The sequence below is a fragment of the Methanoregula sp. genome (assembly GCF_049686655.1).
Lineage (GTDB): Archaea > Halobacteriota > Methanomicrobia > Methanomicrobiales > Methanospirillaceae > Methanoregula.
This window is the reverse complement of the sequence record NZ_JBAVIG010000008.1, coordinates 17,989-37,153: the sequence shown is the minus strand read 5'-3', so window position 1 is coordinate 37,153 and position 19,165 is coordinate 17,989. Positions and strand designations below refer to the sequence as shown.

Annotated in this window: 19 protein-coding genes; 13 read left to right on the top strand and 6 right to left on the bottom strand. The window is 54.9% G+C overall.

Annotated features, from left to right (window positions below; all coding sequences use genetic code 11):
* Positions 1-222: 222 nt before the first annotated feature.
* Entirely contained in the window at positions 223-2,253 is a 2,031-nt protein-coding gene (locus WBL42_RS00765; protein WP_424719355.1) for an agmatine deiminase family protein, read from the bottom strand.
* Between the two features lie 171 nt (positions 2,254-2,424).
* On the opposite strand from WBL42_RS00765, the gene WBL42_RS00760 reads away from it, so the two are divergent.
* The 11 genes from WBL42_RS00760 to WBL42_RS00710 all read left to right on the top strand — a co-directional run bounded on the left by WBL42_RS00760 (position 2,425) and on the right by WBL42_RS00710 (position 11,442).
* Complete coding sequence (locus tag WBL42_RS00760) at positions 2,425-2,877, top strand: DUF2178 domain-containing protein (protein ID WP_424719354.1); 453 nt, start codon at positions 2,425-2,427, stop codon at positions 2,875-2,877.
* Positions 2,867-3,085, top strand: a complete 219-nt coding sequence (locus tag WBL42_RS00755; RefSeq protein WP_424719353.1) for a helix-turn-helix transcriptional regulator — start codon at positions 2,867-2,869, stop codon at positions 3,083-3,085. Before WBL42_RS00760 ends, WBL42_RS00755 begins: the two co-directional genes overlap by 11 nt.
* Before the next feature lie 280 nt (positions 3,086-3,365).
* Positions 3,366-4,058 carry a hypothetical protein gene (locus WBL42_RS00750; protein ID WP_424719352.1) on the top strand — a complete coding sequence of 231 codons (693 nt, stop codon included), beginning with the start codon at positions 3,366-3,368 and terminating at the stop codon, positions 4,056-4,058.
* A 290-nt stretch (positions 4,059-4,348) separates the two neighbouring features.
* Complete coding sequence (locus tag WBL42_RS00745) at positions 4,349-5,695, top strand: hypothetical protein (RefSeq protein WP_424719351.1); 1,347 nt, start codon at positions 4,349-4,351, stop codon at positions 5,693-5,695.
* Positions 5,696-5,707: 12 nt separating this feature from the next.
* On the top strand, positions 5,708-6,388 hold the full coding sequence (locus WBL42_RS00740) for an ABC transporter ATP-binding protein (RefSeq protein WP_424719350.1): 681 nt from the start codon (positions 5,708-5,710) through the stop codon (positions 6,386-6,388).
* A complete protein-coding gene (locus WBL42_RS00735; RefSeq protein WP_424719349.1) occupies positions 6,385-7,575 on the top strand; it encodes an ABC transporter permease in 1,191 nt (396 codons plus the stop codon). The genes WBL42_RS00740 and WBL42_RS00735 overlap by 4 nt, the downstream gene beginning before the upstream one ends.
* A 249-nt stretch (positions 7,576-7,824) precedes the next feature.
* Complete coding sequence (locus tag WBL42_RS00730) at positions 7,825-8,679, top strand: NAD(P)-dependent oxidoreductase (RefSeq protein ID WP_424719348.1); 855 nt, start codon at positions 7,825-7,827, stop codon at positions 8,677-8,679.
* 94 nt (positions 8,680-8,773) lie between these two features.
* A complete protein-coding gene (locus WBL42_RS00725) occupies positions 8,774-9,073 on the top strand; it encodes a DUF4013 domain-containing protein (protein WP_424719347.1) in 300 nt (99 codons plus the stop codon).
* Positions 9,074-9,158: 85 nt separating this feature from the next.
* The gene (locus tag WBL42_RS00720) at positions 9,159-10,019 is read left to right on the top strand and encodes a pirin family protein (protein WP_424719346.1); all 861 of its coding nucleotides are present in this window, start codon (positions 9,159-9,161) and stop codon (positions 10,017-10,019) included.
* A 43-nt stretch (positions 10,020-10,062) separates the two neighbouring features.
* Positions 10,063-10,662 carry an FkbM family methyltransferase gene (locus WBL42_RS00715; protein ID WP_424719345.1) on the top strand — a complete coding sequence of 200 codons (600 nt, stop codon included), beginning with the start codon at positions 10,063-10,065 and terminating at the stop codon, positions 10,660-10,662.
* 114 nt (positions 10,663-10,776) lie between these two features.
* The gene (locus WBL42_RS00710; RefSeq protein WP_424719344.1) at positions 10,777-11,442 is read left to right on the top strand and encodes a nitroreductase family protein; all 666 of its coding nucleotides are present in this window, start codon (positions 10,777-10,779) and stop codon (positions 11,440-11,442) included.
* 39 nt (positions 11,443-11,481) lie between these two features.
* On the opposite strand, the gene WBL42_RS00705 is transcribed toward WBL42_RS00710, so the two are convergent.
* From WBL42_RS00705 to WBL42_RS00685, 5 genes are all read right to left on the bottom strand, one after another.
* Positions 11,482-11,685: a hypothetical protein gene (locus tag WBL42_RS00705; protein ID WP_424719343.1), complete on the bottom strand. Its 204-nt coding sequence runs from the start codon at positions 11,683-11,685 to the stop codon at positions 11,482-11,484.
* 112 nt (positions 11,686-11,797) lie between these two features.
* Complete coding sequence (locus WBL42_RS00700; protein WP_424719342.1) at positions 11,798-12,715, bottom strand: PEGA domain-containing protein; 918 nt, start codon at positions 12,713-12,715, stop codon at positions 11,798-11,800.
* A gap of 212 nt (positions 12,716-12,927) precedes the next feature.
* Positions 12,928-13,053 carry a hypothetical protein gene (locus WBL42_RS00695; RefSeq protein ID WP_424719341.1) on the bottom strand — a complete coding sequence of 42 codons (126 nt, stop codon included), beginning with the start codon at positions 13,051-13,053 and terminating at the stop codon, positions 12,928-12,930.
* 103 nt (positions 13,054-13,156) lie between these two features.
* Positions 13,157-13,819 (bottom strand): metal-dependent hydrolase, encoded by a 663-nt coding sequence (locus WBL42_RS00690; protein WP_424719340.1) that lies wholly within the window; start codon positions 13,817-13,819, stop codon positions 13,157-13,159.
* A gap of 120 nt (positions 13,820-13,939) precedes the next feature.
* Entirely contained in the window at positions 13,940-14,548 is a 609-nt protein-coding gene (locus WBL42_RS00685) for a response regulator receiver protein (RefSeq protein WP_319376404.1), read from the bottom strand.
* Between the two features lie 329 nt (positions 14,549-14,877).
* Here WBL42_RS00685 and glyS point away from each other — a divergent pair, with 329 nt between their 5' ends.
* Both glyS and WBL42_RS00675 read left to right on the top strand, forming a co-directional pair.
* On the top strand, positions 14,878-16,599 hold the full coding sequence (gene glyS / locus WBL42_RS00680) for a glycine--tRNA ligase (protein ID WP_424719339.1): 1,722 nt from the start codon (positions 14,878-14,880) through the stop codon (positions 16,597-16,599).
* Positions 16,600-16,838: 239 nt separating this feature from the next.
* Complete coding sequence (locus tag WBL42_RS00675) at positions 16,839-19,091, top strand: DEAD/DEAH box helicase (protein ID WP_424719338.1); 2,253 nt, start codon at positions 16,839-16,841, stop codon at positions 19,089-19,091.
* The last annotated feature ends 74 nt before the right edge of the window (positions 19,092-19,165 follow it).

The window sequence follows — 19,165 nt, the reverse complement described above, 5'->3', positions numbered from 1 at the left end:
AAATCATTTTTTTTTCAAAGAGACGATGCCCCCCTCTTGCGCCACCAGTCCCCCGCGGGGGACGGGGCGCAGTGCGATGAGCCCCGAGTCAAATGGCAGGTAATACAATAGTCATCGCAACCGGGGGGTGCCATAGCGGCGGGGGCAAAGCCCAAAAGAGCGTCAGCGATTATGAGGTTTTCTAATAGAGCAGGTATTTTTACAATTATTTCAGATGTCTTTTTACAGTTTCGGCTGTTGCTGGGTTCCGCAGTGGAACGTGCCATACCCTTCGACCATTGCACGGGCGCTGATGCCGACGACATTGCGGTCCGGGAACTGCTCCTGCAGGATACGGATCGCATCGGCATCATAGGGATCATCAAAGACGGGGACGATCACGATCGTGTTCCCGATATAGAAGTTCGTGTAGCTTGCCGGGTACCTCCCGTCTGCATCAGAAACCGGCGAAGGCATGGGCAGTTTTACCACGGTCAGGGGCTTGCCGTCCTGATCGGTTGCCTGGCGGAGGATCTCGAAATTGTCATGGAGCGAGGGATAATTCGCGTCTGTGATATCGGTCTCGTACGCACAGACAACCGTCGACGGGCCGACGAATCGTGCAATATCGTCTATGTGGCCATCCGTGTCGTCGCCAACGATGCCATCGTTGAGCCAGATCACGTGCTCTATCCCGAGATATTCCCGTAGTTTCTCCTCGATCCCATCCGCGGAGAGGGCAGGATTGCGGTTAGGGTTCAGGAGGCAGGCCCGGGTTGTCAGGACCGTGCCTCTGCCGTTCACGTCAATCGATCCGCCCTCCAGCACGATCCCGGGCTCAAACAGGGGGAGGTTGAGCCGACGGTTCATCATAACAGGAATCTTCCCATCCCGGACCTGATCTTCGTACTTGCCGCCCCAGGCATTGAAGTTCCAGCGCACCAGTGCGGTTTTCGAAAGGGCCCTGTTGATAACAAATGTCGGGCCATAGTCACGGATCCAGACATCGGAATACTCGTTCGTGTGGAGTGTGATGCGGGAGAGATCCACGCCCATTTCGCGAAGTCGTGAACGCACTTTACGGTGGATAACAGCACTCGGGACGAACAGTTCCACCCGCTCTGAGGTATGCACTCTGGAGATAAACTCGTAGTATGCCAGTTCCACTTCCGCAAGCCGGGGGAATGTCTGGAAGTTATGAGGCCACGAGAGCCAGACCGCTTCGTGGTGTTCCCATTCGGCGGGCATGTGGAACCCCCGGTTCCGGGGTGTGTCACCCGGTCGCAGGGATGGGAACGTCCCATCAGATCCCGGGAACGGGACAGTGATCCGGCCATAGGTCTCCGGCCGCCGGTTCCGAAAAAATCCCCATGAATCCCGGACTGCGCTATTCATCGTGGTATCTATCTGTGCGATTAGAGTCTCTTCATGATCGCCAGCCTTTGCAAGGATCTTCCCGAACGCATCCGCGACAAACGATCCCCCGAAAAACCTGATCTGCCCTTCAAGCCCGACCCGGTTTATTGCAGCAACATGGACACTGTTTGAAATTGCATGGCTGCGCTGGATCAGTTCCCAGGCATCCTGCCAGTTTCCTTCCTCCGGTTCGGCTGACGTGGGGTGCCCGATCGCTGTCGGGTAGAAGATGATATCCGCGCCCTCCAGTGCCACGCACCGAGCCGCTTCGGGGAACCACTGGTCATAACAGATGAGGACGGCGATCCGGCCGAACCGGGTCGATACTACTTTGTATCCGTCGCCAGGATAGAAGTAGCCCTTCTCAAAGAATCCCGGGTCCTGGGGGATATGCACTTTGTGGTACTGCGCACACAGCATTCCGTCAGCATCGATCACTGCCGCAGTGTTATAGTACCTGCCATCAGTTCCCTCTTCAAAGACCGGGACGATGATGACCACCTGATGCTCCCGGGCAAGGGCCGAGAATAGGGCGGTTGACCTGCCGGGCACGGTCTCTGCAACGGCTGCAACATCTGTCCCGGTGTGGCGGGGAAAGTACCGTGAATAGAAGAGTTCGGGCAGACAGATGATGTTTGCTCCTGCTGCGATCGCGCCCCGGACTTTTTCTCCGGCCGTACGGATATTCTCCTCGGCATCATTCCCCATCGCCATCTGGATGAGTCCTACGGTTACCCCGCCCACTTCTACAGCCTCGTGGTATACGAATTTTTCCTGATCGGATATGAGGGTATCCATATAGGATACGGTCATCGTACTGGCCAATACCGCAGCAATGCCGGATATGGACCGGCCCATTATACCCTGTATTCTCCTGAGGATCCCGGAAAAATGATACTATATTTACCGATGTGAAATGAGAGACAGTTAACAAGTTTCCAGGGTATCCTGCCCGAAAAAGAACGTTGATATTTTCCAACAGTCAAATTTATAACACTAAATGTTAAGAATCAATAACAAAGGGACTCCATGAAAAAAAATACCTTTTATATTCTCATTGGGTGCATTGCACTGGCCCTGCTCGCGCTTTTCATATATTCGATTGAGACCCGTTTGATCCCTCTATGGATCGAACCGGTTGCATTTGTCACCGGCATCCTGATAGTGTATACTGCACGGAAATCCGTGACAGATCTCATCGAGGATGAACGCAGCGCGAAGATCACCGAGAATGCGGTAGTGAGGACTTTCCAGGTATTCTGGGTTGTCTTCTGTGCATTCTCTATCGGTGCAGTGATGGATCTCCTCTATCTTCCGCAATTTTCCCGCGAACGTTTCCTGGGACGTCCCCCGGGGATCCTTACGATCAGGATGATGGGATATTTCCAGCTGGGACTGCTCTGCCTGATGATCTTCCTTTATGTCGGCTTCCGAATGTACTATGCCAGAAAGTACGGGGACTGGGAGACCGATGAAGAATAAGATCAAAGTATTCAGGGCGATGCATGATATGACGCAGGAAGATCTTGCTGTAGCCATAGGCGTCACGCGACAGACGATCCTTGCCATCGAGAAGGGTAAATATGTACCTTCCCTTGACCTGGCATTCAAGATCTCGCGCCACTTCCATGTGAACATCGAAGAGGTGTTTGCGTACGGTGAAGAAACCCGGACGATAGACATAGATTAACCATTTTTCCCTGTACAAAACACGACCTGGCATTTTTCTGCTATGGTTCCACGACGGCCACGAGAAATCATGAACCTATCCATTATGCCCTGTCTGCTTTGAGACCAGCATCCAGGTCCTGACGCAGCCCAATCCCTCCGGAAATGAATGGTTTTTTTGAAATATGTAATCCAAACTGGGAATAACAAAAAGTATATATTACAAAATGTAAAATATACTTTACATGACAGGCACGAGATCGTGCATGCCATCATAGCAACAACTACAGGAGAACGCCATTATGAAAACGCCCAGAATGTATTACGGTGCTCTTGCCGCATTCTGCGTTATTGCACTCTGTATTGGCTTTGCCAGTGCGGCGGGTACTACGCAGGCAACGCATACCGGCACTCATGGAAGAGGCACCGGGCATCAGGCATTTGATCTGACCAATGCTACTTTCCAGCAACAGATCGTTACGCGATATGAACAGCAGGGAATTGATGTAACTGCTCTCCAGACGGCATTCCAGAATAACGACACCACTGCGGCAAAATCCTGGCTTGCAGCACACCGCCCGACCAGGGCTCAGTTCGCGAGCAAAGGCCCTTCAAAAAGATTTGACGTGACGAACACGACTGTCCAGCAGGAGATCATGGCCCGGTTTGATAAACAGGGTGTGGATACAACTGCACTCGCAGCAGCATTCCAGTCCGGCAATACCACAGCCGTACAGTCATGGCTGCATGCAAACCGTCCGGCTGCATCCGGGTTTACGAAGGGATCATTCGGGAAAACACCTGACCTGACCAACACCACGGTCCAGCAGCAGATCCTGGACCGGTTTGATAAACAGGGTGTGGATACCAGCGCCCTCAAGGCTGCATTCCAGAACGGCGATACGGCCTCAGTAAAATCGTGGTTCGAGTCGTTCTTCAAGGCTCACCCCCATACAGGGCAGGGCCGGAACGGAAGTCCGCATACATCCTCCTGACGTATCTACCGCATTATCCAGTCATACAATTGATCTCTCTTTTTTTCGATTCTAAAGAAACATTTATCGTGCCGGAGCAGGAGTATCGTTATTCATTCACATGCGCTCTTAAGCCGGAATGTTTGGATACTGGCAGAATTGTGAGCCTGCACCTTGCCTGAAGAAAAAGGTATTTAATTAACAAAATGTAAAATATACATTACAATTTCCTGTTGGACCTTTGTCCACACCTGGAAATCTGTGAGAATTTCTCTAAAAAGGAATCCAATGTATTACGAAAAGGAGAATATATGAAGAGTCGGTTTATCCTAATGAGTTTCCTGGTACTGCTCCTGTGCAGTGCCTCTGCGAGTGCTGCTTCTATTTCAACTAACACTGTTACGGCAGCAAATCCCCAGGCAGCCGCAGCGCTTGTATATGTTTCCGGGTATGATCTTACACCCGCGGTCTTTTACCCCGGTGAGACCGGGACCGTGACGGTTCACGTAACCAATGCAGCAAATACTTCCGTGTCATTAGACGAACCGGCGCTCATCGATCCGCATATCCAGGTTGTTAACCAGGGTTCGTTCACAACCGCCACAATGGTCGGGCCGGGAACGACCACGGATTTTAATTTCATCATAACGGTCGGTGATGATGTTTCCGACGGGACATATTTCCCGCTCTTTACTGCTGAACCCAATGCATTTGGCGGTAGTCCGGTCCATTCCCAGATCCCACTGACGGTGGACTCGGCAGATGTGAGGGCCAGCATCGCATTAAAGCCTGAAACGTTCGCCATTAACCAGACGGATACCGTGAATGTGAGTATTGTCAACCCGCGACTAGGGGACATATCGGATGTCCTGATCGTTACGTCCGGAAATGGCAATGATGTCTCCCCGTCAGAGAGTTTCGTGGGGCCCATTCCAGCCGGCACTTCGGTCCAGGTCCCGTTCGCGATAACACCGCACCAGCAGTCTGACGTGACATTCAATGTCAGCTTCCGCAACGGTAACAACGTACATACGACGAGTGTTGACATGCCGCTGAATATCGGGGAGTCCAAGTCTGCGTCAGTCCCGGTCCTCAACGATATCGCGATTATTGGCACCGGCAATACCTATACCCTGACAGGCGATGTGACCAATGCAGGTATTACTGACGCAAGCGGTATGGTCCTGAGTGTTGGCGCACCCGCTACTCCCGTTGAGCCGTATTCGAGCTATGCGGTGGGAGCCCTTGCTTCCGATGATTTCTCGAGTTTCACCCTTACATTTACGGCGGACGATCTATCAGCAGTCCCGGTTATCGTCCAGTGGAAAGACGCCTATGGGAACACGTTAACGACAACAAAAACTCTTGACCTGCGGTCCCTGTATTATGCCAGCGGAACGGGTTCTCGGTCCGGCGGCAGTTCCGGGGGAAGTTCCAGCGGATCCGGTAGTGCATCAACAGCCGGTGGTGCAGCCTCTTCACAATATAGCGGTGGCGGAGCGGCTCGTGGCGGCGGCGGACTCTTCAGCTTCGGTGGCGGCCGTGGCGGCGGCCTCAGTGCATTCTATCCCATCATCGCCGGCGGGATCGTCCTCGTCGTCGCCATTGTCCTCTGGATGAAGAGGAAATGGATCATTGCAAAATTCAGGAAACAGTGACGGAGCAGTTCCATGGAAACAGCTCCCCTGATCCAGCTCGCTGACGTGTCGAAGATATATCATCTGGAGAGCGGTGACTTTACCGCTCTCAACCACGTCTCCCTCGAAATCCGTGACAACGATTTCGTCGCGATCATGGGGCCGTCCGGTTCGGGAAAATCAACAATGATGAACCAGCTGGGCATCCTGGATGTTCCCACCACCGGCCAGCTCCTCATAGACGGACACGATGTGGCCAAAATGTCGAACCTCGAGCGGACCCATTTACGTCGCGACGCCATTGGGTACATCTTCCAGAAATTCTACCTGATCCCACTCCTGTCAGCCTATGAGAACGTCGAGTATCCGCTTATCCTGAAGTACAAGAAACGGGATACGACGGGCAGGGCTGCGGATATGCTCCATGCGGTCGGGATCGATCATGACATGGGTGCCCACCGGCCCAACCAGCTCTCGGGCGGGCAGCAGCAGCGGGTCGCGATCGCACGAGCGCTCGTCAACGACCCGAAGATCCTTCTCTGTGATGAGCCTACCGGTAACCTTGACCGGAAGACCGGCCTCCAGATTATGGAAATCCTCGTTGACCTGCACCGGAAGGGAAAGACCGTGATCATCGTGACCCACGACCAGAAGATCGCGGATTATGCGCAACGCACGATAACCCTCGATGATGGCAGGATAGTGGAATCATGAGAGACATCTTCTTTGATCTCTCCGTGCGCAGCGTCCGGCTCAATTTCCTCAGGTCGCTCCTTGCATCGATCGGGATCGTTATCGGGGTAGTAGCAATCTCCTCCATGGGCATGCTTGGTACAAACATGCAGTTATCAGTCAAGGACCAGCTCTCGTCAAACGTGAACACAGTCATGCTAACCTCTGATGTGGTAAAGGTGAGCACTTCTGCAAATAGTTCTGTCGAGAACGGGATTGATTTGAGTGAGCTTAATGATATCAAGTCCTCGGCGGGTCAGAACCAGGTAGTCACGATCCACCATACCAGTACGCAGTTTACGATCGGCAGCACGAACGGACGGGGTACAGTCTATGGGCTTAACCCCAATGATATCCCGAAATTCCTCACCATAGATCAAGGGTCAAATATCCAGGGAGGAAACGATGCACTGGTCGGGGCAACGATTGCGAGCAACTTTAATATGGGCATCGGGAGCAGCATCAAGATCGGGCAGAACTGCGCAACGATCGTCAGGCCGGTACTCCGGGTCGCCGGTATCCTGGCGGCCCGGGGGATCGCCTCCGATGGTGTCAATGCGGATAACGCGATCATTGTCTCGGACGACTGGTATACCACTCATTTCGGGGACAAAGACGTGTACGACCAGGTCAATGTTATCCTGCAGGATGTGGACACCATCAACCAGACCGAGGCCAATATCGACAAGAAGGTCAACCGGAACACCGATGTGATCCGCATCAGCGACGCGAGCTCTCGGCTCTCCACGATCACGAGCACCCTCGGGACAATTACAACGTTCATTATGGCTATCGGTGGCATCTCCCTTGTCGTGGCCGCAGTCAGCATCTTCAACGTGATGATGATGTCCGTTAAGGAACGGGTGCAGGAGATCGGTATCCTGCTTTCCATAGGCACGGAAAAGGGCGAGGTCCGGAGGATGTTCCTCTACGAAGCGCTCATCCTAGGGTTGATCGGGGCGATCGTCGGCGGGCTCATGAGCTTCATCATCGGTTATACGGTCGTGCAGGCAATGATCGGCAGCACTGCATACTTCTTCCTTCCTGAAAGCCTGATCTATATCCCGTACGGGATGATCATTGGGGTGGTCGTCTGTGTCGTATCAGGGTTGTACCCGGCATGGATGGCTTCGAACATGGACCCGATCGATGCACTTCGGAATGAATAGGCAAAATGCAGAATAATCTCCCATTTTTTTAAAATCCCTTCATTTCAGGGCAATCTGCTTTTATCTTTCCTGTTCACGCACGCAAAACTCCATTTTGACCGGACAGGGTATATCATCCGGGGAACCGTACAGACGGATGTTTTACAGCCTATTCGAAACACACGTACGTTAGTTTACCGGTCAGAATCGCGTTTTTATGGATCACTGGGGTAATAAACCCTGCAGATCAATCACGTTCCGGAGATCATCATGAAGATCGGTTTTGCCGGGCTCGGGCACCTTGGAAGTGCAATCGCGCAGCATCTCATTGCGGAACATATGGAACTTACGGTCTGGAACAGGACTACAGGGAAGGCCGCCGGCCTTGGTGTCCCCGTAGCTAATTCTCCCCGTGAACTAATGGACGGTTCAGATATCATCATTATGAACCTGTTTGACAGCGACGCGGTCGATGTGGTAATGAACGGGCCGGACGGCCTCCTCTCCGGTGACTGCCGGGGAACGATCATCATCGATACTACTACCAACCATTTCGAACGGGTGCTCGCATTCCATGAACAGGCCCGGGGCCATGGCGCCCGGTATCTCGAATGTCCGGTACTCGGCAGTATTATCCCGGCATCTGCAGGGAAACTGACGGTGGTCGTGAGCGGGGAGAAGACTTCCTTCGATGAGGCAAAGCCGGTCCTTTCAAAGATCGGCAGCACGCTCTACTATCTCGGGGAACCCGCTCTCGCCACGAAAATGAAACTGATCAATAACCTCGTCCTCGGATCGTTCATGGCTACCTGTGCAGAGGCGGTTGCTCTCGGGGAAGCAGCCGGCGTGGAACGTGCGCGCGTAATCGATATCCTGCTCTCCGGTGCAGGCAACTCGATGATTCTCTCGGCAAAGAAAGAAAAACTGGTAAACGAAGAGTTCTCCACGCACTTCTCCTCGGCCCTGATCTACAAGGACCTGCATTACCTCCAGGATCTCTGCCGGACCATGCGCAGGCCGCTTTTTATTGGCAGCACGGTCAAGGAAATTTTTGCCATGACCCGTTCCCGGGAGATCGACGACCTGGATTTCTCAGCAGTGTACCGGATATTTAAAGAGATTTAGGCACATCCCGCCAGCCTTCGATATAAAAAAAAGCATGAATAGCCAGCACAAAGTGACATAACCCGATCGCGAACGGGTCTCAGTACTTCTTGCTGTGATCCTCGGGACAGTCGGAGCAATCCGGTTTGCCCGGACCGGGAGTATCATGGAGGGTGTGAATTATCACGAGATCCTCGCAACGATCACGGTGATCGGCTGGTGGGACTACATTGTAGCCGGTATCATCATCATCGTAACTGCCCTCATTTTCGGCATCGTAACCGGTATACTCGGCCTGATTCCTTTCATAGGGTGGGTCCTGGAACTCGTCATCGCCCCGATCGTGAGCGTGCTTGTCGCACGCTTCATTTCGTTGGTTTACGACGTCGGAGTGCCCCCGGCACCTGCCGGTTAACCTCCTTTTTTATATCCCGTTTACTCCCGTAGACCCGGCTGCGACCCATATCTTAATGAACCCTGAGTTCTTTGTTCTCCTCATTATGACACAGGTGCGGGGAATCGGGCGGATCCTCCGGGCATATGCTACGGTTGAAGGGGCGGGCGTCAGGCTCCACAGGGCGTTCGGTACGTATGAGGTTCCGCAGTTCGACCCGTTCCTGATGCTGGATGACTTCAGGGCAAAAAACCCGGGCGATTATCTTGCGGGATTTCCCTGGCATCCCCACCGGGGGATAGAGACCGTCACCTACATGCTCGAAGGCTCCGTTGAGCATAGCGACAGCATGGGAAACGCCGGCACCATTAATGGGGGGGATGTGCAGTGGATGACCGCAGGATCCGGGATCATTCACCAGGAAATGCCAAAACCGGTGAACGGCCGCATGGGCGGGTTCCAGCTCTGGGTGAACCTGCCACGGGCGCATAAGATGATGGATCCCCGGTACCAGGAGATTAAATCCGATCAGATCCCCGTTGTCTCGCCAAAGTCAGGGATCATGATCCGTATCATCAGCGGCCTGGTCAACGGGGTCACAGGCCCGGTGAGGGACATAGTCGCCGACCCCGAATTCCTTGACGTGACACTTGAGCCGGATATGTTCTTCACGCTTCCGGTAAAGGTAGGATATACTGCCATGGCCTATGTGATCGGAGGCACAGGGACTTTCGATCCGGAGGAAGGACATCGTGTTGCCAACCGCGATATTGTTCTGTTCAGCAACGGGCCTTCGATCTGGACCCGGTCCTTTGAAAAAGGGATGCGTTTCCTCTTTTTTTCCGGGAAACCCATCGGCGAACCAGTGGCATGGCGGGGTCCCATCGTCATGAACACCCGCGAGGAGCTGCGGGAGGCATTCCGGGAATACGAGGACGGGACCTTCATCAAAAAGGGTCATACCTGAACGTGCCGGCATCGCGGCTTGGTATGCGTATTCACGGATAACAATGACAGCGCCGTCCTATTTTACCACTGCGGATGGTGTCTCTTTCCTGAAAGAGCCAACACCATATCGCCAGATCTTTGATGTACCGGAGTACTGGTTCCAGGATATCCTGCCAGAGGATCGTGTGATTGATATCGGGGCAAATGTCGGTGCGTTCTGTATCCGGGCTGCACGTCTCTCCCCGTCGGTAACCGCGGTTGAACCGGTGACGGCACGCATTCTTGTGGAAAATATACGCAAAAATGTGGCGGGTGTACGGGTGATCGAAGGTGGTCTGGGAAGGAGCGGGTCCTGTACCTGCAGCTGGGACGACTGTTCCGTAACGGTCCCGGGATATACCCTGTCCGGGATCATCCGGTTGGCCGGGGGATGCGACTTTCTGAAATGCGATTGCGAAGGGGGCGAGTGGCTGATCCGGAACGGTGAACTCGACGGTATCCGCAGGATCGAGATGGAGCTTCACGTGCCCCCGATCAGCGGACCTCCGGACATGACCCTTCTCGATTACATCAGCCGCGATTTCGACTTCGAGATCACCCGGACTCCCTGCCACGATGCGCTGGGTGTCATGGGCGTACTGCATGCCACCCGGAAGGAATGACGGGGTAACTGCAGCTGTCCCATGACAGCAACTCATTTGTCGGGATGCTGGTGGATCTGTTCATTTGGTAATATTCAAGAACCGGCTCTTCTAAAATAATGCAGGTACGTTACTATGTATTCAGACCTGTTCGAACAGAGGAATATGTATCTCGACCAGATCCTCGGGGAGCGACGATCACACAGGACCTTCACTTCGGAGTACCCCCCGGAAGATGAGATACGACGCATCCTGCATGCAGGGCTTCTTGCCCCCTTTGCCGCAGCAGCTGTCGGCACTTCCCATGATTACTTCCGCCGGTTCTTTGTTATCGGACGGGGATCGAAGGCAATGAACACCATGGCTCCCCTTGCCCTGGCCCAGGTTCAGCGGATGGGAGACGGTCTTGAAAAGGAGATGGCCAAAAATCCTGCTGTCCGGGAGAAGGCTGCCGCGTTTGCACAGCGGCTTGCGATGATCCGAAAGGCCGGTATTGTCCCCGGGGTCGGGACCGCGCCATTCTATATTGTTGTCGCTGAGCGTCGGGGTTTTCCGCCAGTCAGTCTCCAGTCGCTCGCCCATTGTATGGAGAACATGTGGCTCAAGGCTACCGCACTCGGCCTCGGGTTCCAGCTGGTCTCGATCACGTCGCAGTTGTCCGATGACCCTGCATTCTGTGAAGTGCTTGGTATATCCCCTGGCGTGTGGGATCTGATGGGCTGTGCCGTGGGTTATCCTGCCGATGAACTTTCGCCTTCGATACGCCCTCCGGTAAACGATGTGACCTGCTGGCTGGAATAATCCTTTTTTATTAACCGATCGGTGACCGGTAGGGACGCTTCAGGAAAGCGAGTACCAGGCAAGACCGGCAGTGCATATGATTGAAAAGAGCAGCACCAGTGCGATATTGATTGTCTTCTCATTTTGTGTCATCAACTGCCACAGGGGCTTCTGCCGTTGCGCCAGGAATCCGATTGCGAGCCCGATGCAGGAGCCGGCAAGCGTCCCAAGTGCAACCACCATCAGGATATCAAATACGGCCACGTTCTTCTGACTCCTCTCTACCGGTTACCCGTTTTCGGATATAAAACGTGTCCAGCTGCACTTGACAACCAGATTGCCAGAGTGCCCGCCCCCATAATCGGGGAATAATCTGTCAGGATCGCTGTCTGCAATATGCCAGGGCGAGGACTGCGGCACAGAGTCCGAGCAGCGTACCCGCCACGGGCCAGGGAGTATTCAGAGGCAGCACCGCAGCAAGTGGAGACAGCGGTGTCAGGGTGACCGCCAGCCGGCCGGTCAGCCCGGGGGTGATCGCTACCTGTTGGACTGAGGGATTGTACCCGTCTTTCGTTACGCTTACGGTATGGTTTCCCGGTGCCAGATCGGGGATCGTTGCCGGGGAGGTACCGGCATTTTTTCCATCGACGGTGATGACGGCCCCCGGGGGGATCGTCGTTATCATGAGTGCTTCGGGCTCGGCAGGGAGGGTGGCATTGATCACAGTAGTCATCCCATTCACGAGGGATGCGTTGGTTATGTACGGTACGTACCCGAATCTGGAGACCGTGATCGTATGGGTCCCGGCCCCGAGGTAGTCTGTCGTGTAGGTTGTTTTGCCCAGGTACTGGCCGTCAACGGATACCGAAGAGTCGTCAGGGATGGAACCGACTTCAAGGGACGGGGGCACCACCGGCGTTTCGTGGGTTTCGATACTCAGCGCCGGACTGCTGAGCGTGACCGATATGGTGGCATAATCGGCATTCGCGAGATTGGACAGATCGTTCGGGCCGTCGACCACCCAGATCGTATAGGTCCCCGCGTCAAGACGTCCGCCAAGGCTGTTGGTACCCCACTTGTAGGTCCACATATCATTTCCCCCGTCGACTGCCACTTTGGTGAACCCTCCCTCATCCGCACGCAGGTTGATATTGTCAAGCGCAACCCCGTTCGCCGGGAGGTTGGGCCCGGTCAGGAAGAGGTACACCCACGGGCTTGTCGGGGAATATCCGGAGAGGGGGATGGTATCCCCCAGATATGCATGGATACCCTGTGCTGAGGCTGTCCCCGTCAAGAATAAGCATGAGATCAGCAGGATCAGGATACCCGTCCGGTAAGATTTGGCCTGCAGAGACACAGTACTGGATATCCCTGCCCCTTAACATTATTCTTTCCCCATGGCACGGGTGCCTAGGACGGGTTTAGGACGGGTTTCCGGGTGCTGTACCGGGCACTTTAGGCACAACAATATTCAAAAATAATTTCAGTGCGGGCAGAAAACATGGATCAGAGGGACTGTTCCCACGTATGACCGCAATCGGAGCATACGCATACGACGATGGTCTTGTTGTTCACCGTTTTGCAGTCGGTCCATTCAGTATTTTTCGATCCGCACTTTGGGCAGTTTGACATGGTTTTATCCTATCTGCTTCGGTCTACGAAATAGTGGGCAAGGGCATTATTAAAACCGTGCCCCATCGGAATGCTGCGAAGATAGGTAAAATTACAGGAAAGATCAGGATCCGATCTCAATACTCCCGCCGGGCTGCAGGACTCTGACCTTCAGGTCCGTGGTCCTTTCAATTGATTTTTTGAAGATTTCAGGATCGGCAGCGATCCCGTCCCAGGTATTGTAATGGATAGGGATAATGGTTTTTGCACCAATGAAATTGGCAGCGATCATCGCCTCCGCGACTCCCATCGTATACCTCCCTCCGATCGGAAGGAGTGCGATATCCGGATGGTAGAGGTCCCCGATCAGCTTCATATCGGAAAAAAGGCCTGTGTCCCCGGCATGGTATACGGTCAATCCATCCATGCCGATGATAAAACCGGCCGCAAGGCCTGACGATACGATCGCGCCTGCATCCTCGACAGAGGAAGAGTGCAGGGCCGGTGTCATCGTGAACGAGACCCCGTCCACCCGGATCGTTCCACCGATTCCCATGCTCTCGACCGGCACACCTTTTGCCTTGAGATATTTGGCAAGTTCTGAAATTGCCACTGTTTTTTTTCCCAGTGCCACTGTCTCCCCCAGGGGGTCATAATGCCCATGGGTGACTGCGACAATGTCAGGTTGGATACCGGCCGCGCTCCCTCCTTCGATGAACGGGTCGATCAGGACTTTTTTTGTTCCGGAGAGGAGCACGCAGGAATGACCAAGCCAGGTGAGTTGCATGTATACCGGTATCTGCCTGATTCTTACAAGAACGTTACTCCTGATCAGGTATGTGCAGGCGCTATAGCGCACCACAACTAAAAAAGAAAGGGCTGTAATTTCGGGGGGATTATCTGCCCTTTATGTCACATCGATCAGTTCTGCTTCGGTAATATCGATCGAGTCACCGAGGCTGTCGGCCGTAGCGCTCCGGGTCATCTGTTCAGTGAGATCCCGGTCTTCCATCACGTCGCGGATGCGGTCGATATAGGGGTCAATGGTCGGATCTTCCTGTTCTTCGATCACATGCCGGTATTCCCGAAGGGTCGAGGGGCTGACCCCGAGTTCCTCGGATACCTCTTTCATGGTCTTGCCGGATTCGATCAGTTCCTCCATCTTCTCCTTGTCAAACGGCATCTTGAAATCAAGCTCCCGGAAAAGCTTGAGCCGTACGCGTGCCCTGGCGACAGTTTTGCTCAGTTTCTCGTCCCCGAGTTCACGGGCGATCTCGGTATCGTTCTTTCCTGCATAGAACGACGTGACGAGTTTTGCAAGCTGGATCGGCTTTAATGATGTCTTGAATATTCCCTGTTCCGTGATCTCTCTCATGACGAGAGCGACCTCGCGTTCGATCGCGTCACTGTCTCTCAGAGTGCCATGGATATTTTTCATAGGCTCGACGATCTTTGTCTTGCCCGACATGGAACTGAAGAGTTTCAGAAGATGTGCCTTGCGTTTGTCTTCGGTCATTGCATACCCCGTATTGGGATTAGGATATACAATACTTCGTCAGCTATTTAATGCTATCTTTACGCGCTGTTTGACCAAAAGACCTATAAATTGGACTTTTATCATCCAGTGAACATCTAGGTATTTCCTGTCCAAAGAGCCCGCATTATGGCTCTATTCCCGGTCACTGGTAGTGCCCATTTTATTGGCCTGTTTTTATCGCCCGTAAAACGTCTGCATCGCCCGGGGATTATTCCGGTTTACGGACGGGTTGAATCCCGGCAGATATCCATGAAAGTCTTTTTGTCGCCAGTGGTTCAACATTATCAGCACGAGTATTCGTGATCACCATGAGCGATGTCTTTGAGAACGTGATGGATCTTGCCAAACGCAGGGGTTTCATCTGGCCAACATCAGAATGTTACGGTGCGGTTGCGGGTTTCATCGATTACGGGCCGCTCGGCGCAATGATGAAGCGGCGGGTCGAGAATGTCTGGCGGGACTTTTACGTGATCCGCGAGGGATATTACGAGATCGAATGCCCCACTATCGCCCAGGAGGCCGTTTTTATCGCCTCCGGCCATGTTGCAGGATTCGCCGACAAGATGTGCCAGTGCCCTCACTGTAAGGAGTTCCTCCGGGCTGACCATGTGGCAGAAGCCGGCGGGATAAAAAATGCCTCGACGATGAAGAACGAGGAGCTTTCCGCCGCCCTTGCTCCCTGCAAATGCCTTGCCTGTGAGGAGATGCTCGGGAAAGTCGAGGTCTTCGGGTTCAACCTGATGTTCAGGACGATGATCGGCCCTGGCACCCAGCGGGTCGGCTACCTCCGCCCGGAGACGGCCCAAGGCATGTTCGTGGATTTCGCCCGGCTGCTCCGGTTCTACCGGGATAAGCTCCCCTTCGGGGCAGTCCAGATCGGAAAGTCCTACCGGAACGAGATCTCGCCAAGGCAGGGGATGATCCGGCTCCGGGAGTTTACCCAGGCGGAAGCGGAGATCTTCGTCCACCCGGACGAGAAGAACCGGCACCCGAAATTCAGCCGGTACGCCGACTACCGGATGCCCCTCCTCACCTCGGACAGTCAACTGAAAGACGGAGAGCCCGTCGTGCTCTCCATGCGGGAAGCAGTGGACAAGGGCGTAATCGCCAACGAGTACGTGGCGTATTACGTGGCCCTCACCCACGACCTCCTGATCACGATCGGGATCAAACCGGACCGGCTCCGGTTCCGCCAGCACCTCCCCGATGAGCTGGCACACTATGCGAACGACTGCTGGGATGCCGAGATCTTCTCCGGCCGGTTCGGGTGGGTTGAAACAGTCGGCATCGCCGACCGCACGGACTATGACCTCAATGCCCATGCAAAACAGAGCGGCACTCCGATGACCGTCTTCATCCAGTACGCGGAGCCCCGCAAGCTGGCACGCAGGCGGATCATCCCCAACATGGGAGTGCTCGGTAAACAGTACCGGAACAAGGCGAAGGCGATCTTCGAAGCGCTCGGGAACTCGACCCCGACTGCGGACGGGGCGGACGTGGTGATCGATGGCGAGAAGATCCACATCCCCGCCAGCCTCTTCGAGGTCCGGGACGAGATCGTGGACATCCGGGGCGAGGATATCGTCCCGCACGTGATTGAGCCCTCCTATGGTATCGACCGCATGTGTTATGCAGTGCTCGAGCAGGCGTACGATGAAGACACCGCCGACGGCGAGGCGCGTACCGTGATGCGGTTCTCCCCAAGGGTTGCACCCATCCAGGTTGCGGTCTTCCCGCTCATGACCCGCGATGGTCTCGACACCATTGCTGAAGAGATCACCCGTACGTTCCACAAGACGGGTATCATGGCGGAGTACGATGACAGTGGTGCCCTGGGCCGGCGCTATCGCAGGCAGGATGAGATTGGCACCCCGTTCGCGGTGACAGTCGATTACGATACAAAAGAAAATAATACTGTGACGCTCCGCGACCGCGACAGCATGAAGCAGGTCCGGATTGCGATCGATAAGCTGCCTTCAACCGTTGCAGCACTGGTTGAAGGGAGTCTGAAGTTTGCGGAACTGGAATAATTCCTCGATACTTTTTTATTTACTACTCTGTAACACGGATCAGATGAATAGAACAATGATGGGGGGCTGATGCCCCCATACCCCCATTAACGATGCCTGCCACCGTGCCTCGGAGAGACCCTGAGGCGGGGAACCCTCGTTATATCTATACAGGATTGAACCGTTAGAGCGCGATTTTAACGTTCAGGATCCCACGATTTCCTATATTACCCACTGACACCTAACTTCTCACCAAGTACATGAGCTGCATCAGCCATCCCCTCATCCGGCCGGACAGTATCGAGTCGCGGGAGTACCAGCTCTCGGTTGCCATGCGGGCACTTGACGGGAACACGATGGTGATCCTCCCGACAGGCCTCGGCAAGACCGCCGTGGCACTGCTCGTGGCCGCCTCCCGGCTCTACAACGAGGGGGGCAAGGTGCTGATGCTGGCCCCCACAAAACCCCTCGTGGAGCAGCACCTCCGCTATTTTGAACGATACCTCCTCGCAAAAAATCCTCCCGTCAGCCATTCCGATCCGGAAGGATCCCCGTTTGTCATGTTCACCGGGGATGCCCCGCCGGCAGAACGGACTACCGAGTGGGAACGGGCAACCGTGATCCTCGCAACACCGCAGGTCATCAAGAACGATGTTATTGCCGGCCGGTACACCTTAAAGGATGTCTCGCTTCTCATCGTGGACGAGTGTCACCGGGCGGTCGGCAACTACGCCTACGTATTCCTTGCCCAGCGCTATCTCGGCTCTGCGGACAAGCCCCTCCTCCTCGCGATGACCGCCTCCCCCGGTGGGGCGCAGGAGAAGGTGCAGGAGGTCTGTGCAAACCTGGGTATTGCCCATGTTGAGACCCGCACGGAAAATGATCCGGATGTCCGGCCCTATGTCTTCGAACGGGAGCTTGACTATATTTCGATTGACCTGCCCCCTGACCTGAAATACGTGATCCAGACCCTCAATACTCTCATCGAGGACCGTCTCGCCCTGCTTGCTTCCCTGCACTTCACGGTGCCCAAGCGGGACAAACTGACAATGAAAGCGCTCAACACAATCAATGCCCAGATCCAGCAGAGGATTGCCAGCCGTGACCCGACCGGTTTCTCTGCTGCGTCAGTCTATGCCGAGTGCATGAAACTCAGGCATGCGGTCACCCTCGCCGAATCGCAGGGCAGCGAGGTACTCAAGGGGTATCTGGCAAAGATGATTGCCGAGGGAACAGGAACCGGTGGCAGCAAGGCCAGCCAGCGCCTGGCTCAGGACCTGTCGTTCCGGGAACTCTTTGAGCGCTCGGTCTCGTGGACAAAGGAACTGCACCCGAAACCGGAGGTGGTGCTCGGGCTCGTACGGGACCAGCTGGAGGCGTACCCCGACAGCCGGATCATCATCTTCGCTACCTACCGGGACACCGTCCAGCTACTCGTGGACCACCTGGCCCGGAACGGTATCATGAGCGAGCGCTTCGTAGGTCAGGCGGCCAAGGATTCCGAGAAAGGTCTCTCCCAGAAGAAACAGATCGCGGCCCTGACCCGGTTCCGGGAAGGAGAGTTCAAAGTTCTCGTCGCGACATCTGTCGGGGAGGAAGGGCTCGATGTTCCCTCGACGGATCTTGTGATCTTCTACGAAGCGGTCCCGTCTGAGATCCGCTCCATCCAGCGCAAGGGCAGAACGGGACGGTCGGGCGCAGGCCGGGTCGTCGTCCTCGTCACGAAGGGCACTTCGGACGAGGTCTTCCGGCACGTCAGTGCAGGAAAGGAGAAGCAGATGCAGAAGACCATGCGGTCGATGAGCAGCATGAGTTCCCCGCTCCCCCAGAGGACTGCGCCCGTGGAACAGGCAAGCATCGATGAGTTCACCCCGCAGGGGCCGAAGATAGTGATCGACGATCGCGAGACCTCATCCCGGGTCGTGGAACACCTCTCCGGTATGGGGGCGATGATCCGGCTCGAACGCCTCCCCTTCGGGGACTACGCGATCGGTGACCGTATCCTGATTGAACGGAAGACCGCACGGGACTTTGTCGATACCCTGATCAACCGTGACCTGCTCGGGCAGGTGAAGTCCCTGGCGGAGGCCGTTCCCCGCCCGGTGCTGATCATCGAAGGCGGGGACCTCTATGCCCAGCGGGATATCCACCCTAACGCGATCAAGGGTGTGCTTGCTGCCCTCACCATCGACATGGGGGTCTCCCTCATCTACACGACCGACGAGCAGGACACCGCACAGATGCTCTTCGTGCTCGCAAAACGTGAGGAAGGCGAACGAGGCGAGCGCAAGATGCATCCGCATAAGTCCCACCGTTCCCAAAAAGAGGAGCAGGAGTACATCGTCTCATCCTTCCCGGAGATCGGGATGAAGAATGCCCGTCTCCTGCTCGACCATTTCGGGTCTATCCGGGCGATTGCCAACGCGTCGCTCGAGGAATTCGTGGCGGTGAAAGGGATCGGGGAGAAGACCGGCGGGAGGATCTTCGATCTGTGCAGGCAGGGGTACGACTGAAAACGCAGGGGGGGAGACTTCCAACCCCCCCACCCCTCGTTGGCCCGGGCAAACCCCTCTTTATCATATTTGAG

Bases quoted from the DNA above. Each gene is read 5' to 3' on its own strand.
- WBL42_RS00765 (WP_424719355.1), bottom strand. From the start codon at position 2,253: ATGGGCCGGTCCATATCCGGCATTGCTGCGGTATTGGCCAGTACGATG.
- WBL42_RS00690 (WP_424719340.1), bottom strand. From the start codon at position 13,819: ATGCAACTCACCTGGCTTGGTCATTCCTGCGTGCTCCTCTCCGGAACA.
- WBL42_RS00735 (WP_424719349.1), top strand. From the start codon at position 6,385: ATGAGAGACATCTTCTTTGATCTCTCCGTGCGCAGCGTCCGGCTCAAT.
- WBL42_RS00755 (WP_424719353.1), top strand. From the start codon at position 2,867: ATGAAGAATAAGATCAAAGTATTCAGGGCGATGCATGATATGACGCAG.
- WBL42_RS00715 (WP_424719345.1), top strand. From the start codon at position 10,063: ATGACAGCGCCGTCCTATTTTACCACTGCGGATGGTGTCTCTTTCCTG.
- WBL42_RS00685 (WP_319376404.1), bottom strand. From the start codon at position 14,548: ATGACCGAAGACAAACGCAAGGCACATCTTCTGAAACTCTTCAGTTCC.
- WBL42_RS00695 (WP_424719341.1), bottom strand. From the start codon at position 13,053: ATGTCAAACTGCCCAAAGTGCGGATCGAAAAATACTGAATGGACCGAC.
- glyS (WP_424719339.1), top strand. From the start codon at position 14,878: ATGAGCGATGTCTTTGAGAACGTGATGGATCTTGCCAAACGCAGGGGT.
- WBL42_RS00740 (WP_424719350.1), top strand. From the start codon at position 5,708: ATGGAAACAGCTCCCCTGATCCAGCTCGCTGACGTGTCGAAGATATAT.
- WBL42_RS00745 (WP_424719351.1), top strand. From the start codon at position 4,349: ATGAAGAGTCGGTTTATCCTAATGAGTTTCCTGGTACTGCTCCTGTGC.
- WBL42_RS00730 (WP_424719348.1), top strand. From the start codon at position 7,825: ATGAAGATCGGTTTTGCCGGGCTCGGGCACCTTGGAAGTGCAATCGCG.
- WBL42_RS00675 (WP_424719338.1), top strand. From the start codon at position 16,839: ATGAGCTGCATCAGCCATCCCCTCATCCGGCCGGACAGTATCGAGTCG.
- WBL42_RS00750 (WP_424719352.1), top strand. From the start codon at position 3,366: ATGAAAACGCCCAGAATGTATTACGGTGCTCTTGCCGCATTCTGCGTT.
- WBL42_RS00760 (WP_424719354.1), top strand. From the start codon at position 2,425: ATGAAAAAAAATACCTTTTATATTCTCATTGGGTGCATTGCACTGGCC.
- WBL42_RS00710 (WP_424719344.1), top strand. From the start codon at position 10,777: ATGTATTCAGACCTGTTCGAACAGAGGAATATGTATCTCGACCAGATC.
- WBL42_RS00720 (WP_424719346.1), top strand. From the start codon at position 9,159: ATGACACAGGTGCGGGGAATCGGGCGGATCCTCCGGGCATATGCTACG.